Source organism: Litoreibacter sp. JB4-2, from assembly GCF_055693445.1.
On the sequence record NZ_CM146334.1, the window covers coordinates 1,659,424 to 1,675,800 of the forward strand.

Sequence of the window (16,377 nt, forward strand, 5' to 3'; positions counted from 1 at the left end):
ATGGTCCGGCTGCTTTGCATATGCGCGCTTTTGGTCTGGCCGCTCGCGTCTTTTGCGCAGGAAGACAAAGGCTACCTGACCGAACTGCTTGAAAGCAGCTTGGGCGGCGAGGGCCGGATCGTTTCCATCGATGGGTTCGCGGGCGCCTTGAGCAGCCGCGCGACCGTGGATCGCATCACCATGGCCGATGCGGACGGCGTCTGGTTGGAGATGACAGATCTGGTGCTTGGCTGGAACCGCGGTGCGCTGTTGCGTGGCCGGGTCGAGATCGAGGCACTGACAGCGGCAACGATCACCTTGAGCCGCTTGCCATCGTCGCCCGAAAGCGAAGCCCCCCGGCGGAGGCACAGGGGTTTTCGCTGCCTGACCTGCCGGTTTCGATCTCTGTCGGCGCGCTAGCATCTGACCGTATTACCGTTGGCGCTCCGGTTCTGGGGCAGGATTTGGTGCTTCGGCTGACCGCCTCCGGCGCACTTGCAGGGGGGACGGCGGATATCACGTTGCTGGCGGAACGGATCGACGGGCAAAGCGGCGTCTTCGATGTCAAAACCAGCTTTGACGGCACAGCGTTGAAGCTGGCGTTGCAAGTTACCGAGGGCGCCAATGGGCTGGCAGCCAGCCTGATCGGCATCCCAGATGAGCCCGCGATTGATCTGTCTGTAACCGGCTCCGGCCCGCTGGACGCGTTCGCGGCGGATTTACGGCTGGCAACCGACGAGACCGAGCGGTTGGCGGGAACCGTGTCGCTCGAACGCGCGGATGCCGGGCGCGGGTTCAGCGCCGATTTGGGCGGCGACGTGACGGCCCTTTTCGCACCGCAATACCGCAGCTTCTTTGGTGAAGACGTACGACTGATCGCAAACGGCGTCAGCCAGGACGATGGCGGATTGCGTCTTGAGGAATTTGAGCTGGCAACCGAGGCGTTACAATTGAACGGCGCGGCGGAGCTGGATGCGCAAAGCTGGCCCACATCGTTGCAGCTGACGGGGCGCATTGCCTCGCAATCCGGCGCGCCGGTCTTGCTGCCTTTGTCAGGCCCACCGACACGGGTTGGCAGCGCGGACCTGCAGGTCACATTCGACGCGGCGGAAGATGACGAATTTCAGGCCCGCTTTGACGTCACCAATGTCACGCGGCCCGAGATTGCGATATCGCAAATCGGCCTCAGCGCGGATGGGCAGATCGCAAACGCGCAAAGTGTCAGCGCCGCGCTTGATCTGGATGCAAACGGGCTGATTTTTGACGACCCGACCCTCCAAACGGCCGTTGGCGACGCGCTGAGCGGTCAAGTGAGCATTGACTACGGTGAAGACGCCCCGCTTCGACTAAGCGATTTACGCCTGTCGGGTGCGGCCTATGCCCTGTCAGGACAGGCCGATATTTCGGGGCTGGATGACGCGTTGAGCACGGTGTTTGACCTGCTTTTAGAAGCGCAGGACCTAACGCGTTTCGCTGATCTGGTAGGGCAATCTTTGGCGGGGAAAGCGGAGTTGTCCCTGAAAGGGAGCGCAGATCTTGGCGGCGCGTTTGACATCGCGGTCTCGGGCGGAACGCAGGACTTGGCGCTGGGCATAGCCCAAGCAGACGCGGTTCTGGCGGGGCAAACAATGCTGGCCTTGAACGCGATCCGCGACGCCACCGGCCTACGAATAAACGACCTGTCATTGGACAATGCGCAACTGGTTGCAAGCGGGGAGGCTGTCCTTGCCACGGACGCCTCCCGCGTCACCTTGGACGCGCGCCTGTTTGATGCGGGCCTACTGGCGGAACAATTGACCGGCCCGCTGACATTGGGCGGGTCGGCCACACAAGATACGCGCGGCTGGTCGGTTGATCTGGACGCCAGCGGGCCGTTTGACGCCACAGCCGCCGTTAACGGCTTGGCGACGGGACCCGCCGCCGAGTTGAATTTCAACCTTGGCCTGCCCGATATCAAGCCTTTGGTGCCGCAGTATCGCGGGGCGGTTGCGCTTGACGGCACGCTGCGGCAATCGCCCGAAGGGTGGTTGCTGCGCACGAACCTAGCCGGACCTTACGCGTTGCAAGCCGATCTGGATGGGCGCGTTACGGGAACGGATGCGCCTGACATAGGTTTCACCGCCACCCTGCCCGACATCCGCCCACTCGTGCCGCAATATAGCGGTGCGGCGCAGATCGATGGGCGCGCAGTTCAGCGTGGCGATGTGCTGTCTATAGAGACAAATTTGCAAGGCCCCTATGGACTAACGGCAGAGGTCAGCGGGGACGCGACCGGCCCTGCCCCGCGCTTCGATTATACGCTGGCCTTACCCAACCTGGCCGCCATCGTGCCAAACGTGCCCGGCCCGCTACGTGCAAGTGGCACCGCGGCCCAAGACGGAGCCGACTGGCGTATTCAAAGCGAGATTGACGGCCCGGCGGGCATGCAAGCCAGCATTGGCGGGACAGCGCGCGGGGACGGGACACTGGCCATGTCGGTGACCGGCGGCGCGCCGCTGTCGCTGGCCAACCCGTTCATCACACCGCGCAGCCTGCAGGGGCAAACCCGTTTCGATTTGGCTGTGACCGGCCCGGCGGCGCTCGGCTCCGTCTCAGGGCGCATCACGGCCAGTGACGGGCGGTTGGCAGCGCCCAATCTGCCGCTCACGCTGAGCGGGATCGACGCGCGGATTGACCTGTCAGGCGGCACCGCAAATCTGGACCTGCGCGCCACTGTTGACGGCGGCGGCAGCTTGTCGGTGAGCGGCCCCATGTCGCTGCAAGGTGCACTGCAATCACGCCTGGCGATTGCGTTGAACAGCATCGCGCTTGAGGACCCTGCGCTTTACAAGACCCTGCTTGATGGACGGATCAATGTTGATGGGCCGCTTGCCGGTGGCGCGCGGATTACCGGGCAGATTGACGTGGGCGAGACGCAGGTTTCCGTCCCTTCCTCCGGCCTTGGCGGGTTTACGATCATCCCGGAGATTGTCCATATCGGTGCATCGAACGCCGTCCGTGCGACCCAAAATCGCGCGGGTCTGAACAAACCTGATGAGGCTACTGGCGGCGCGAGCCCGGCCTACCCGCTTGATCTGCGCATTTCCGCGCCGGGGCGGGTATTTGTGCGCGGTCGGGGCCTCGACGCCGAGCTTGGTGGCGCGCTTCGGCTGACGGGCGACACAAATAACATCATCTCCGCCGGGCGGTTTGAGCTGATCCGTGGACGGCTGGATATCTTGGAAAAGCGCTTCGATCTGGACGAGGGAAGCGTGCAGTTGCAAGGCTCGTTCGACCCGTTTTTACGGTTTGTCGCAACGACGCGAACCTCCAGCGGGACGGCGAGTGTGATCATCGAAGGACCCGCCTCTACCCCGGAGGTCAGCTTCACCGCCAGCCCTGAAGCCCCGCAAGACGAGGTGCTCGCACAGATATTCTTTGGCCGCAGCGCAAGTGAGCTTTCCGCGTTTCAGGCGCTACAACTGGCCAATGCCGTGGCGACGTTGGCGGGCAAAGGCGGCGAAGGGATCGTATCAAAACTGCGGCGCAGCTTTGATCTTGATGACCTTGATATCAATACAGATAGTGAAGGCAACACGGCGCTGCGGGCGGGCAAATACATCTCCGACAATGTCTATACGGATGTGCAGGTTGGTGGCGCGGATGGGCCGGAAGTGTCGATCAATATTGACCTGACGCCAAACCTGACCGCGCGCGGCAGCACCAGTGCACAAGGCGACAGCTCTATCGGTATTTTCTTCGAAAAAGATTACTAAGCGCATCCCCGCCGAAACTGCGCTTTCCCTTACTTTACAACGCATACGATGCAGGCGACCCTCTGGACATTCATTTATGCATTTTTTAATGTATACATTAATGAATCTGAGAAAGGCGACACCCATGGCACAGAGTTTTGACATTGCGGTATTTGAAGGCGACGGCATCGGCCCCGAAATCACGACCCCAACGGTAGAGCTTCTCTCGAAGATCGCGGCGCGGTCCAACAGCTACGCATTGGACTTCACCAGCCATCCCGCTGGCGCCGCGCATTACGCCAAAACGGGTGAAAGCCTGCCGAAAGCCTCACTGGATGCTGCGGCGGCGGCTGATGCGATTTTGCTGTCGGCCATGGGTCTGCCAAATGTGCGCTACGCTGACGGGACCGAAATCTCACCCCAGATTGACCTGCGCAAAACGTTCAAGCTGTTCGCCGGCGTGCGCCCCGTCCGCGTGGCCGAAGGCGGCGAGACACCGTTGAAATTGCCCAAGGGCAAAAGCATCGATTTCGTGCTGATCCGCGAAAGCACTGAAGGCCTGTTCCACACCCAGGGCTGCGGCGAGGTGAGCGAGAACGAAGCGCGTGAGACCTTGTTAATCACCCGCGAGATATCAGAAAAGCTGTTCGAATTTACCTTCCGCATGGCCCAGGAGCGCAAGGCGCAAGGGCGCGGGCCCGGGCGGGTGACCTGCGTCGACAAGGCCAATGTGTTCCGCGCCTTCGCGTTTTTCCGCGAGATGTTCGACGCCGAGGCCGCAAAACACCCAGAGCTCAAGGCCGACCACGCCTATGTCGACGCCACGGCACTTTGGATGGTACAAAAGCCGTGGGAGTTCGATGTAATGGTCACAGAAAACATGTTTGGCGACATCCTGAGCGATCTGGGTGCCGGGCTGATGGGCGGGCTTGGCTTGGCACCATCGGCCGATATTGGGTTGGAACAAGCGGTTTTTCAGCCCTGCCATGGCTCCGCCCCCGATATTGCGGGTCGCGGTTTGGCAAACCCGTTCGCGATGATCTTGTCGGGTGCGATGATGCTCGATTGGCTTGGGCTGAAACACGACAATCAGGCCATGTGTGCTGACGCCGCCAAGCTGCGTGAGGCGGTTGATGCACAGGTTGCCAGCCGCGATACGGTTACCGCTGATCTGGGCGGAAACGCCAAAACGGCCGACGCTGCCGCTGCCATTGGTGCCCTGCTGGAATGTTGAAAATTGCATGTATCGGGGCAGGCTATTTCAGCCAGTTCCACTTCGACGGATGGGCCCGCACCGGCCTGACAGAAGTTGTCGGCGTTACCAATCGTGATCGGGCGAAGGCTGAGGCCACCGGCCTGCCGGTTTTTGACACGCTCGACGCGATGCTGGCGGCAACCAACCCCGATATCCTCGACATTATTGTGGCACCCGAGGCGCATGCCGACGCGATCCGCGCGGCCGTCGCACATGGGGTGCGGGCCATTGTGTGCCAGAAGCCGTTTTGCAACAATCTGGAAGAAGCAGAACAGATGACCGAGCTGGCGGAGGCCGCCGGCATCCCTTTGATCGTGCACGAAAATATCAGGTTTCAACCATGGTACCGTATCATCAAGGCACAGCTTGACGAAGGTGCCATTGGTACGCTGTTGCAGGCGACATTTCGGCTGCGCCCCGGCGACGGGCAAGGCCCCAATGCCTATCTGGCGCGGCAGCCTTATTTTCAGGATATGCCGAGATTCCTGATCCATGAAACCGGCGTGCATTGGATCGACACATTCCGCTTTTTGTTCGGCGATCCCAGCGCGGTCTACGCCGACTTGCGCCGCGTGAACCCTGTGATCGCTGGGGAGGATGCGGGTTATGTCCTGTTTGATCATCCCGGCGAGGTGCGGGTGCTGTTTGACGGCAATCGCTGCCTTGATCACGCCGCCGAAAACCCGCGCTGCACGATGGGTGAAGGCCTTTTTGAAGGCTCCGAAGGGTCGCTGCACCTGCATGGCAATGGGTCGGTCACCCGGCGCAGCTTCGGCAGCACCGAAGAGATTGAGATCAAACCACCCAGCACCAGCCCAAATTTTGGCGGCGACTGTACGTTCCATCTGATCAACCATGTTGCGCAAGCTTTCGCCGATGGAGGGCCATTTGAGAACACAGCGCGGGAATACCTGACTGTTATGCGGATTGAGCACGCTGTATATATCTCTGCAGCACAGCAACAAAAACAACATCTTAGTGAGAAATGACAGCACATAGCACGCGAACCAGATCAAGTTCGACTGAGGCGCTTGAGCGATTGCGAGAGCTTATATTCTCCGGCCAGTTGGGCGCGGGCAGCGATCATTTGGAAAGCGAACTGGCGGCGAGCTTAGGGATGTCGCGCACCCCCGTTCGCGAGGCGCTTTTGGTGCTGGAAGGTCAAGGTTTGGTAGATGTGCGACCCCGCAAAGGCGTGCGCATCAAGCCGCTATCGCCCGTCGATATGGCCGAAATTTACGACATCCTGACCGAGCTTGAGAGCCTGGCCGCCGCAAATGCAGCCCGCGCCAAATACGACGCGACGGCGCTAGAGAAACTGGAGCGGACAATCGATTTGATGGATGTTGCTTTGGAAAAAAACGATCGTGGCGCTTGGGCGCGGGCCGATGACACGTTCCATGCCGAATTAGTGCATTTGGGCGGCAATTCCCGGATTGAGGCGATTGCGCAGATGATGTCTGATCAGGTGCGCCGCGCACGGTTGGTCACGCTGCATATGCGGCCCGTGCCGACACGCTCGAACGAAGATCATCGCGCGGTATTGGACGCTATTCGTGTTGGTGACGCCCATACTGCCGCCCGCGTGCACCGCGCGCATCGCAGCGCCGCCAAACAGGTGATCGTTGAGCTTCTTGAAAAGCACCATCTGAGCAGTTTGTAACCCACACGCTTTTCCGCCACGCCGGTCTGTGTCAAGCTCGCAAGAGCGAATATAAGGCGGGAGCGTGACATGGGTATTCCCTATCTGTCAGAGGCGGATTTGGACGGGCTAGGCCTGACCACGCAGCAAATCGTGGACAGTATAAAAGATGTGATCGCGGGCAGCGCAGCAGGCCGGGTATGGGCCGCGCCAAAGGCCGCTTTGATGCCACCCGATGACAACCGATACATGATGGCCGCTTTGGCCGGGATGGACGGCCCGTCGCTACTGGCTGTCAAAACTGTTGTGCTGAATCCCGAAAATACCGCGAACGGTCTGCCGCAGATCAACGGGCTGGTGACCATGCTCGACAGCAAAACCGGGCTGCCCGTCGCCATTCTTGACGGGAATTGGATTACCGCGGTGCGCACCGCCGGGCTCAGCGCGACAGCCGCGACCTATCTGGCCCGCCCGGATGCCACGAGCATTGGTTTTGTGGGCTGCGGAGTACAAGCACGCAGTCATCTGGACGCGTTTGCCGACCTGTTTCCGTTGACACACATGAAAATGTTCGGGCGTGGGCAAGCGAATATGGACCTGCTGGCCAAGATGGCGCGCGCAAAAGGTCTGAGCGCGGAGACATGCGACAGCGGGCAAGCGGTCGCAGATAGCGTTGACCTGCTGGTCACCACAGTCACCCATACCGGTGGGGCAGCGCCGTTTTTGGATGCGTCTGGCATGGCGCCGGGCAGTTTTGCCGCCGTCGTCGATCTGGCGGCCCCTTGGGTGCGCCCGAGCTTTGGTGCGTTGGATGTGGTCTGCGTCGATGACTTGGCGCAAGAAAGGGCCCTGCCCAACAAGCTGTGCGACCCGGACCATATTACCGGCGATCTAAGCGGGCTTGTGCTGGGCACCAGTGCCGCGCGGAATACGCCAGACCAGCGCACGGCGTTTGTGTTTCGGGGTCACGCGCTGGGCGACCTCGCCCTTTCAGCACTTGCATGGGAGGCGCATCAGAATGCTTGAGCTCGACCGCATCGAGGCTGAGGCATGGACGCTATTAGCTGGCGTCACCGGCGCGCCGGATCATCCGTTCCGCACCGTGTCACTGGCCAGCGTCAATGCCGATGGCCACCCTGAGACGCGCAGTCTGATCTTGCGCGCGGCGGATGAGGGTTTGAAGCGTATCACGCTCCACACAGATATTCGCAGCGCCAAGTGGGCGGAGCTGCAGGCCAATCCGAATGTCAGCCTGCTCGGCTATGACGCCGAGGCCCGGTTGCAGCTGCGCTTTGCAGGCACCGCGCAGCTACATGCGCCCGGCAGCGCGGAACAGGAAGCCGCGTGGAACGCCCTGTCAGATTGGACCCGATCCACCTATTGTGGAGGCCCGCCCGGCGATGATTTGACGGCAGGCTACACGCCCGCACCCCGTAGCGCGCCACCGACGACGGAAGAAAGCGCCTTTGGCCAAATGCGGTTCGGGGTGATCGAAATCGCGGCGCGGCGCATGGATTGGTACAGCCATCAGCGCGGCGAAAACCTGCGCGCGCAGTTCGAATACGCCCCGGACGGCGCCTGCGTTAGCGCTGCTTGGGTGAACCCTTAGATTTTGTAGTCCGGCAGCAGGTCAAACGCCGCTTTCAGCGCGTCGCCCCAATTGTCGGCAATCTTTTGGTAGATCGGGTCGTCCTGTTCGATCCGGTGGGTGCGGTCGCAGTGAAATGCGTCGTTTTCATAGACATGCACGTCGAAGGGCAGGCCCACAGATAGGTTCGACTTCACAGTTGAATCGAAGGACACCAAAAGCAGCTTCAACACATCCTGAAACGGCATGTCGGCGTCAAAGGCGCGGACCAAAATGGGTTTTCCGTATTTCGCCTCGCCGATCTGGAAAAACGGCGTGTCTTGCGAAATCTCAATGAAGTTGCCTTCGGGGTAGATCAGAAAAATCGTGGGCTTACCCCCTTTGATCTGCCCGCCAACGATCACCGAGGCGCTGAACGCGTCAGCGGAATCGGGGCCCGAAGGCGCGGAATAGGCGATGACTTCTTTCAAGGTCGCGCCGACCAAGCGGGCCACCTGAAACATGGTTGGCTGGTTCAGAATTGACGGGTCCCGGTCCTCGGACGCGACGGACCGCTCTTCCAGCAGGCTGATCATGGCTTGTGTGGTGGCCAGGTTGCCGGCGGTCATGACCGTGATCGCGCGTTCTCCCGGCACGGACCAATGAAACATCTTGCGGGTAGAGGCGAAATTGTCGACGCCCGCATTGGTGCGCGTGTCGGACATGAAGACGAGGCCGTCATTGAGGCGCATACCAACGCAATAGGTCATAAGGCACGAATCCGGGTCGAGTGGTCGAAGGCCCTACGCTTACTGCTGGACCTGTAAAGATACAATCAAGGACTCGTCGCTGGCGCCCATTCTGAGACCAGATATAGGGGCCGCATCCGCCGCGTCGCGCCCGGTGGCAATACGTACATAGCGCTCATCAGGGCAGACACCGTTAGAGACGTCAAAGCCAACCCAGCCGAGCCCGTCCAGATGCACTTCGGCCCAAGCGTGGCTGGCATCCTGATCAACCCGGTCATTCATCATCAAATAGCCGCTGACATAGCGCGCGGGAATGCCGTGCGCACGAGCGGCGGCGATGAAGATGTTCGCGTGATCCTGGCAAACGCCTTTGCCGATTTCGACGGCCTGCGCCGCATTTGTCGTCGCATCCGTAGCGCCGATTGTGTAGGGCACAGCGCGCAAGATCGCTGAGGACAACGCGTGCATGCCGTTGAGCGTGGTGTCGCTGTCGTCAATCACTGACGACATTTTCTTGATTGCCTTATCCGCCGTTGTCAGCGGCGTCGGCTGCACAAAATGCCATAAGGGCGCGCGCCCGTAGACCCGGCCCAGAATGCCCGCAGCATCATGGGTGTTGATGACGCCTTTTGCGGAAATAACCAGTTGTTGCACACCCACTTCGGCGCTGACCAGATCAACGTGATTGCCGTAATGATCGTTATAGCTTGCTTCCAGTTTGCCGCCCTCAACAGTCAGGTCCCAGCTGACCACCTCCTGCATGATAGAGCTTTTCGGGCGCAGCCGCACCTTTTGCAACGTGTACCCGACCGGCGCGGAATAGTCGTATTGGGTTTTGTGCGAGATCGTGAGCTTCATCTATTCGTTGAACCTGTAATCTGTCTCGATTTGTCGTCCAAGCTGGCCCGTTTCCAACAGGATTGAGCTGAGAAATTCGTGCAATCCCTCGTCAAAGATGGAGGCAATGTCGCGGTCGCGCAGCCGCGCACGCAGCGCGCGCGCCTTGGCCAGGCTTTCAGTCTGCTCGTCATATTCCTCAGCCAGATACTCCAGGTTGTCGCATATCTGCGCCGCGCAAAACGCCAGTGAACGCGGCATACGGCGGTCGAGGATCAGAAAATCGGCGATATTGGCCGGGGTGTAATCGCCATCAGACGCCCAGCGGAAGGAACGGTGCGCCGAAACGGAACGCAGCAGCGTTTCCCATTGCACATTGTCCATCCGGCTGCCCACAAAGGATGGCGAGGGCAGCAAAGCGTAATACTTCACGTCGATGATGCGGGCGGTACTGTCGGCGCGTTCAATGAAGCTGCCAAGCCTGCAAAAGTCATAGATGTCGTTGCGCAGCATCGTGCCGTGCAGCGCGCCGCGCACCAACGCCGATTGCTGGCGAATGATCGACAGAACCTCCGGCAGGTCAGTCTCCGGGATCGGCTCCTTCAGGATATCGCAGAGAAGCATCCAGGTCTCGTTCACCGCGCCCCAGACCTCAGTCGTCAGAGCCGTGCGCACCAGCCGTGCGTTGTCGCGCGCCGATTTCATCACCGACATAACCGAACTGGGATTGTCAGTATCGCGCAGCAGGTAATCAGTGACCTTTGCGCTGTCGAAGGTGGAATGCTTGGCCCGGTATCCGTCCTGCGCGGCGGAGGTGATGATGACCGATTTCCACTCGGAATCCGGGTCGGTGGACCGCGTCAGCGCGATCCGAAACCCCGCCTCGATTAGGCGCGCGGTGTTTTCGGCCCGCTCAAGCGAACGAAACATCCAATAAAGACCACCAGCGGTTTTGCCCAGCATCGCGCTACTCCTCCAGCACCCAAGTGTCCTTGGTGCCTCCGCCCTGAGAGGAATTCACCACAAGGCTGCCCTCCGTCAGTGCCACCCGGGTCAAGCCACCCGGTGCGATCTCAACCCCTTGCGGGGAGACCAGTGCGAAGGGGCGCAGATCGACATGACGCGGCGCAAGGCCTGCTTCGGTGAAAATCGGCACGGTTGAAAGCGACAGGGTCGGCTGCGCGATGTAGCCACTTGGGTTGGCGCGCAGCTTTTCGGCAAAATCGGCAACCTCCTGCTTGGTGGCAGCGGGGCCCACCAGCATGCCGTAGCCGCCCGAGCCATGGACCTCCTTCACAACCAGATCACCGAGGTTGTCGAGCACGTATTTCAGCGTGTCCGGCTCCGAGCAACGGAAGGTCTCCACATTTTTCAGGATCGCCTTTTCGCCGGTGTAGAATTCAACAATATCAGGCATGTAGCTGTAGATCGCCTTGTCGTCGGCGACGCCCGTGCCCGGCGCGTTGGTGATCGTGATATTGCCCGCGCGGTAGACATCCATGATGCCCGGCACGCCCAGCATCGAGGTGGGATTGAACGTCAACGGGTCCAGAAAATCATCATCGACGCGGCGGTAAATCACGTCGATCACTTTGTAGCCCCGGGTGGTGCGCATGGCGATATGGCCGTCAACCACGCGCAGGTCATGCCCTTCCACCAGCTCGACCCCCATCTGGTCGGCTAGAAAGCTGTGCTCGTAATAGGCGGAATTGTGAATGCCCGGCGTCAGCACCACGACGCAAGGCCGCCCCTGGCAGTTTTTGGGGGCGGAGGCCTCTAGCGATTTGCGCAGGTTTTTGGGGTAGTCGCTGACCCGCTGCACTTTGATCTTGGAAAATAACTCCGGGAACATTTGCAGCATCGTTTCGCGATTTTCGAGCATGTAGCTGACGCCCGACGGGGTCCGCGCATTGTCTTCCAGAACGAAGAAATCATCCTCGCCGGTGCGCACAATATCAGTACCCACGATATGTGTGTAGACATCGCCGGGCGGCGAGAAGTCGATCATCTGCGGCAAGAACGCCTCGTTCTGGGCGATCAGATCTACTGGGATCACGCCCGCGCGCAGAATTTCCTGTCGGTTGTAAATGTCATGCAGGAAGGCGTTGATGGCGCGCACGCGCTGGTCAATGCCTTTCGACAGCTTGCCCCATTCCTTGGCCGACATAATGCGCGGGACCAGATCGAAGGGGATCAGCCGCTCCTCCGCGTCATCTGCGCCGTAAACGTTGAACGTAATGCCTGTGCGCCGAAAAAACGCCTCCGCCTCGTCGGACTTTTTGGCCAGCCGCTCGTTGTTTTGCTGGGAAAACCAGGCCTCATAGTTTTGGTAGGGAGGGCGGACGCCGGAATCTGACGCCATTTCGCTGAAATGGTCTTTGCTTTGTTTCATGACCTAACTGTATCGCGTCAGACCGTGAGGGCAACGAGGTTTCCGAAACGCATCATTTGGCACAGGTTTTCAACGGTTTGCGCGCGTTTTTGCGCCAAATTGATGTGCAAATAGGCAGCGGCTCACTCGTAGCCAGTCATCTCAAGATACCCGCGCCCGGTGTGGCTGCCGGTGACCCGCACGGGCCCCTCCCAATACGGGATCGACAGCGCCATCCAAGCCTTCGGATTGACCGCCTCAACCGTCACATCAACGCCCTTCGCAGGCAGCTCGACGCGCCAACGTGTCGGCACGTCACGTCCCGCAACCTGGGTCTCGCCCAACGGTTCGGCCGCAAAGACACCATCCTCAAATGCTGTCGTCACCCCGTCCGGTTCGATCCACGTGGCTGAGCTGTAGGCCGCACCATCGCTCTGGCGCAGCAAGAACCCCATCAGCTTCGCGCCCGTATCAAAAGACAGCGAGAACCAGTCCCACCCCGTTTGCGTCTCACCAAGCGGTTGCGACGACCATTCGCGGTCAAGCCACGCGTCGCCCGTCACTGAGATTTCGCCCTCTTTCGTCGTGATGGTCCCGGTCAGCGCGTAGAACGGCTGCGAATAATAATAGCTCGCCTGCCCTTGCGCCGATTTAACAGAATAGCCCTGATCGCCGTGGAAAATCAGCGGGCCTTGCGCATCCAAAGCCACCTCATAGACGAAGTCAGGGCCAGAGGCTCTCAACGTCAGAGTGTCGAAGTCGGGCCCCGCCATTTGCCAGTCGTCAATCCATGCCTCAAACGGCGCGGGCGTGACACCGGCCTGCCCGATCCCGCCCCGCGCGAAACGTTCGGCAACGAAGTGATCTTCTGGGGTGGTCAACGCCGCATGGCCCAGCCAGATTTGCGGGCTTTGCCAGCCTTCGCCCTCTCCCGACGCAAGCGCGGACCGAAAGAGCGTCCATTGCACCCCGTAAGGTGTGCCATCGGGGCCGGTCATGTTGGCGGTCACATACCACCATTCGATCCGGTAATCCGGATGCGCTCCGTGGTCTTGCGGGAAGGTAAACGCCGTGCCGCGCTCGGGCGTGGCAAACCCGTCGGCGTCCGATCCCATGCCCGCAAAGCCCTGCGCCAACAGTGCGGCAGGCCAGAACAGCGCTATGAGGAACACCCTAACGTTCATTGGAAAACACCTTCAGCAAATCGGCTGGCGGCACCCGCGTCAGCCGGATCGCGGGCCATGCGGCGGCGGCAAGTGCCGCCAAAAGCGCCAACAGCCCCAAGAGCAGATAATCCATCGGGAACAGATACATCGGCAAGCGCCAGCCGAAGGCCTCGACATTGACTACGGCCAACAGCACCCAGGCAAGCGCCAGCCCCAACGGCAGCGCGAAAAGCGCCGTGAGCGCGGCCAGAACCAGCGCGCGGATCAGTTCCAACCGGCCTAATTCGCGCCGGGTCAGACCCAAGGCCCAAGCGGGCGCCAGCTGCGGCACGCGCATTGCGGCCAATGTCAGCAAGCTCATCAGGATCGCGAATGCCGCCACTGACAGCGTCAGAATATTCAGGGCCCCGGTGACCGTGAACGTGCGTTCGAATACCTCAAGCGACAGAGCCTTAATGCTGGTTTGGTCGACAATTTGCGTGGCGCGCAGGCCGAAATTGTCCTGCAGCTCACGGCGGAGCGCGTCGGCGTCATCGGTCCTGATCCCGAACTGCAAAGGCGTGGCATTGGGCCGAATGGCGCTGAACAGCTGATAAGAAATCACCGCCTGCCCGACCGGATTGCCATAGTCGCCAAAGACGCCCGCAATGGGCAGAACCACGTTGTCCGAGACCGCCAAATCGTCGCCCACCCACAACCCCGCGCGGCGTGCGAGCTGTTCATTGACCAGAACCGACGCGCCCGCAGCCGTGCTGTCCCACGGATCAGATGTCGCGTCCAGAAACCCCCAGTTTTCAGCGTAGCTGGGGCCAATCTTGGCGCCGAACAGCTCCCCCGGCAGGCCCGCGAGGGATTGCTTATGCGCCACAATCGGCAGCACCGCCTTGGCACGCGGCGCGAGGAAGTTTTGTAACGCCGCTGCCTGCTCGGCGTCATCTGCGCGCAGGTATAATTCCGCGAATAAGCGTTGATCGAGAAACCCCACAAAGGTCAGCCGGAAGCTCGACACCATGGTCGACACACCAACATTGGCGGCCATGGCCAACAGCAACGCCATCAGGGCCAGGCTCAGGCCCGGCACTTGTTGACGCGTGTCCGCCCAAAACCACTGTGGCAAAACGCGGCTGCTGAGCGATTGTGCCACGCTCAGAAACCCAGCCAGCAAAAGCGGTAACAAAAGTGCCGCGCCCAGAAGCAAACAGCCCAGAAGGGCGAACCCCGCGATCAAACCCGTGCCTATCAGCGCCAATATGCTAGCGATTGCCAGCAGCAGAATTGCTGCCGCGCCCTGCAGGCGGCCCGCCCGGTTGGACAGCGCGCGCCACGCCTCCGCCCGGCCCGTGTCGATGACGGAGACACGCGCCAGCCGCCACAATGCACCACTGCTGGCAAGCGCAGTTCCCGCGACGCAAATCGCAATACCCGACACCCACCAAGAGGCCCGAAATTGCAGCGTGCCAGCCACTTGCGCGCCGTAAAGCCCGTCCAGCGTGGCGGCGACATCTGGCAGCAGCACAGCCGCAATCGCGTAGCCGCATAGCACCCCAATCGCGCCGCCCAGAAGGGCAAGCACCAGAAGCTCCGCCGCCATGAGCGTGATCAGCGTCATTAGGGGCACGCCGACCGCACGCAAGGTGCGGATCATCGCGCGTCGCTGCTCAAATGCGAGCCCGATAGCGCCATGGACGATGAAGATGCCGACCGCGAAACTCAGCAAGCCAAACGCTGTCAGGTTCAGGTGAAAACTATCCGTCAGCCGCGCGACGTCGGTGCTGTCTTGTGCCGGTTCAAGCCACAGGCCGGGGGCAACGGCGGACAGGTCTGGTAGGCCCAACGGCTGTACTTGATGGACAATCAATCGGCTCAGTTGGCCCTCGCGCCCGAGCAGCGTTTGCGCAACGCCAATATCTGCGATGATGGTGTCCGGCGCCAGGTTTTGGTCGATCCGAATGGGGCGATCCGTCAGGTTTTGCAAAGCCTCGGCCGTCTGAGCATTTGCGGTCAACGGGCCCGTGCGCAGGTCGGCGGCGAGGTCGACCTCCCCCGTAGTCTGCGCGGGCCCGATACCCTGCGGCGCCGTTAGCGCGTCAATGCCAATCAGCCGAAACCCTTCGAAGCGGCCTTCCAGAACGGGTGAGACCTGCCATCCGGCACGCCGCAGGGCGATATAGGTGTCTTGCGCAATCCAACTGGCATCCACTGGCGTGATCTGGTCGAACTGCCCCTCGCCCAGTGTTGCGGCGGCGGCGTCATAGCTGGCGCGTGCCTCGGCATTAACGGCTTGAACGCCAGACCAGAGCGCAGTTGCCAAGACCAGCCCGGCCAATAGGGTGAACAGCTGCAACGGGCTGCGCCGCCAATGTGACCAAAGGGCCTGCAGGACCGTCGCGCTCATGCAAGCTGGCCGTGGCTCAGGTGCAGCGTCCGGCCCATTTGCGCGGCGATCAGGGGCGAATGCGTGACCGTAATCAGGGCCGCGCCCGTGTCTTGGACCAGCGCCAGCATTTGGCGCAGCACCGCGTCGGCTGTGTCCTCATCCAGATTTCCTGTGGGCTCATCCGCCAATACCAGCTTCGGTTTTGCGGCCAACGTGCGCGCAATCGCCACGCGTTGCTGCTGACCGCCCGACAGCTGTTCGGGGTATTTCGACAGCTGCGTGCCAAGGCCAAGCTGATCGGCCAAAGCATGCGCTGCATCGCGATCATATCGCCCGGCAAGGCGCGCCTGAAAGGCAATGTTTGCCGCGACATCAAGCGACGGGATCAGATTGAATTGTTGAAAGATCAACCCGATCTCGGTGCGCCGCAAGGCCGCCCGGCCCGCGTCGCCCAGACCCGTGATATCGCGCCCTTCGAACCGAATCGCGCCGCCATCAGCCTGATCCAACCCGCCAATCAAATGCAAAAGGGTGCTTTTGCCCGAGCCGCTTTCGCCCGTCAGCGCCAGCGTCTCAGCCGCAGCCAGATCAAAGGTCACCCCGCGCAACACAGGGACTCGTCCAGCGGCGCCATCGTAGGTTTTTTCGATCTGTTCGACGCTCAGCATAGGCCTACCAATTCGGTTGAGGGGGATAGGTA

The 16,377-nt window shown here is 61.0% G+C and carries 14 protein-coding genes; 7 read left to right on the forward strand and 7 right to left on the reverse strand.

What is annotated here, in order from left to right:
• The 7 genes from ACZ1G7_RS08320 (at position 1) to ACZ1G7_RS08350 (ending at position 8,219) form a co-directional block, all read left to right on the forward strand.
• Complete coding sequence (locus ACZ1G7_RS08320) at positions 1-399, forward strand: hypothetical protein (RefSeq protein WP_472663350.1); 399 nt, start codon at positions 1-3, stop codon at positions 397-399.
• A gap of 47 nt (positions 400-446) precedes the next feature.
• Positions 447-3,734: a translocation/assembly module TamB domain-containing protein gene (locus ACZ1G7_RS08325; RefSeq protein WP_472663351.1), complete on the forward strand. Its 3,288-nt coding sequence runs from the start codon at positions 447-449 to the stop codon at positions 3,732-3,734.
• 124 nt (positions 3,735-3,858) lie between these two features.
• Complete coding sequence (locus ACZ1G7_RS08330; protein ID WP_472663352.1) at positions 3,859-4,947, forward strand: isocitrate/isopropylmalate dehydrogenase family protein; 1,089 nt, start codon at positions 3,859-3,861, stop codon at positions 4,945-4,947.
• A complete protein-coding gene (locus ACZ1G7_RS08335; protein ID WP_472663353.1) occupies positions 4,941-5,957 on the forward strand; it encodes a Gfo/Idh/MocA family protein in 1,017 nt (338 codons plus the stop codon). The genes ACZ1G7_RS08330 and ACZ1G7_RS08335 overlap by 7 nt, the downstream gene beginning before the upstream one ends.
• Before the next feature lie 50 nt (positions 5,958-6,007).
• Positions 6,008-6,631, forward strand: a complete 624-nt coding sequence (locus ACZ1G7_RS08340; RefSeq protein WP_472663354.1) for a GntR family transcriptional regulator — start codon at positions 6,008-6,010, stop codon at positions 6,629-6,631.
• A 69-nt stretch (positions 6,632-6,700) separates the two neighbouring features.
• Positions 6,701-7,636, forward strand: coding sequence for an ornithine cyclodeaminase family protein (locus ACZ1G7_RS08345; protein ID WP_472663355.1), 936 nt, complete (start codon positions 6,701-6,703; stop codon positions 7,634-7,636).
• Positions 7,629-8,219: a pyridoxamine 5'-phosphate oxidase family protein gene (locus ACZ1G7_RS08350; RefSeq protein ID WP_472663356.1), complete on the forward strand. Its 591-nt coding sequence runs from the start codon at positions 7,629-7,631 to the stop codon at positions 8,217-8,219. The genes ACZ1G7_RS08345 and ACZ1G7_RS08350 overlap by 8 nt, the downstream gene beginning before the upstream one ends.
• On the opposite strand, the gene ACZ1G7_RS08355 is transcribed toward ACZ1G7_RS08350, so the two are convergent.
• The 7 genes from ACZ1G7_RS08355 to ACZ1G7_RS08385 form a co-directional block, all read right to left on the reverse strand.
• On the reverse strand, positions 8,216-8,947 hold the full coding sequence (locus ACZ1G7_RS08355) for a proteasome-type protease (RefSeq protein ID WP_472663357.1): 732 nt from the start codon (positions 8,945-8,947) through the stop codon (positions 8,216-8,218). The two genes, ACZ1G7_RS08350 and ACZ1G7_RS08355, sit on opposite strands and share 4 nt — an antisense overlap.
• 39 nt (positions 8,948-8,986) lie before the next feature.
• Complete coding sequence (locus ACZ1G7_RS08360) at positions 8,987-9,784, reverse strand: transglutaminase family protein (RefSeq protein WP_472663358.1); 798 nt, start codon at positions 9,782-9,784, stop codon at positions 8,987-8,989.
• The gene (locus ACZ1G7_RS08365; RefSeq protein WP_472663359.1) at positions 9,785-10,726 is read right to left on the reverse strand and encodes an alpha-E domain-containing protein; all 942 of its coding nucleotides are present in this window, start codon (positions 10,724-10,726) and stop codon (positions 9,785-9,787) included.
• A 4-nt stretch (positions 10,727-10,730) separates the two neighbouring features.
• A complete protein-coding gene (locus ACZ1G7_RS08370; RefSeq protein ID WP_472663360.1) occupies positions 10,731-12,155 on the reverse strand; it encodes a circularly permuted type 2 ATP-grasp protein in 1,425 nt (474 codons plus the stop codon).
• A 122-nt stretch (positions 12,156-12,277) separates the two neighbouring features.
• Positions 12,278-13,318, reverse strand: a complete 1,041-nt coding sequence (locus ACZ1G7_RS08375) for a lipocalin-like domain-containing protein (RefSeq protein WP_472663361.1) — start codon at positions 13,316-13,318, stop codon at positions 12,278-12,280.
• Positions 13,308-15,695, reverse strand: coding sequence for an FtsX-like permease family protein (locus tag ACZ1G7_RS08380; RefSeq protein WP_472663362.1), 2,388 nt, complete (start codon positions 15,693-15,695; stop codon positions 13,308-13,310). Before ACZ1G7_RS08380 ends, ACZ1G7_RS08375 begins: the two co-directional genes overlap by 11 nt.
• Positions 15,692-16,345: an ABC transporter ATP-binding protein gene (locus ACZ1G7_RS08385; protein WP_472663363.1), complete on the reverse strand. Its 654-nt coding sequence runs from the start codon at positions 16,343-16,345 to the stop codon at positions 15,692-15,694. The genes ACZ1G7_RS08380 and ACZ1G7_RS08385 overlap by 4 nt, the downstream gene beginning before the upstream one ends.
• Between the last annotated feature and the right edge of the window lie 32 nt (positions 16,346-16,377).

What these genes read in the sequence shown, in the direction of transcription:
- ACZ1G7_RS08320 (WP_472663350.1), top strand. Translation starts at nt 1, where the DNA reads ATGGTCCGGCTGCTTTGCATATGCGCGCTTTTGGTCTGGCCGCTCGCG.
- ACZ1G7_RS08330 (WP_472663352.1), top strand. Translation starts at nt 3,859, where the DNA reads ATGGCACAGAGTTTTGACATTGCGGTATTTGAAGGCGACGGCATCGGC.
- ACZ1G7_RS08335 (WP_472663353.1), top strand. Translation starts at nt 4,941, where the DNA reads ATGTTGAAAATTGCATGTATCGGGGCAGGCTATTTCAGCCAGTTCCAC.
- ACZ1G7_RS08345 (WP_472663355.1), top strand. Translation starts at nt 6,701, where the DNA reads ATGGGTATTCCCTATCTGTCAGAGGCGGATTTGGACGGGCTAGGCCTG.
- ACZ1G7_RS08350 (WP_472663356.1), top strand. Translation starts at nt 7,629, where the DNA reads ATGCTTGAGCTCGACCGCATCGAGGCTGAGGCATGGACGCTATTAGCT.
- ACZ1G7_RS08355 (WP_472663357.1), bottom strand. Translation starts at nt 8,947, where the DNA reads ATGACCTATTGCGTTGGTATGCGCCTCAATGACGGCCTCGTCTTCATG.
- ACZ1G7_RS08360 (WP_472663358.1), bottom strand. Translation starts at nt 9,784, where the DNA reads ATGAAGCTCACGATCTCGCACAAAACCCAATACGACTATTCCGCGCCG.
- ACZ1G7_RS08365 (WP_472663359.1), bottom strand. Translation starts at nt 10,726, where the DNA reads ATGCTGGGCAAAACCGCTGGTGGTCTTTATTGGATGTTTCGTTCGCTT.
- ACZ1G7_RS08370 (WP_472663360.1), bottom strand. Translation starts at nt 12,155, where the DNA reads ATGAAACAAAGCAAAGACCATTTCAGCGAAATGGCGTCAGATTCCGGC.
- ACZ1G7_RS08375 (WP_472663361.1), bottom strand. Translation starts at nt 13,318, where the DNA reads ATGAACGTTAGGGTGTTCCTCATAGCGCTGTTCTGGCCTGCCGCACTG.
- ACZ1G7_RS08380 (WP_472663362.1), bottom strand. Translation starts at nt 15,695, where the DNA reads ATGAGCGCGACGGTCCTGCAGGCCCTTTGGTCACATTGGCGGCGCAGC.
- ACZ1G7_RS08385 (WP_472663363.1), bottom strand. Translation starts at nt 16,345, where the DNA reads ATGCTGAGCGTCGAACAGATCGAAAAAACCTACGATGGCGCCGCTGGA.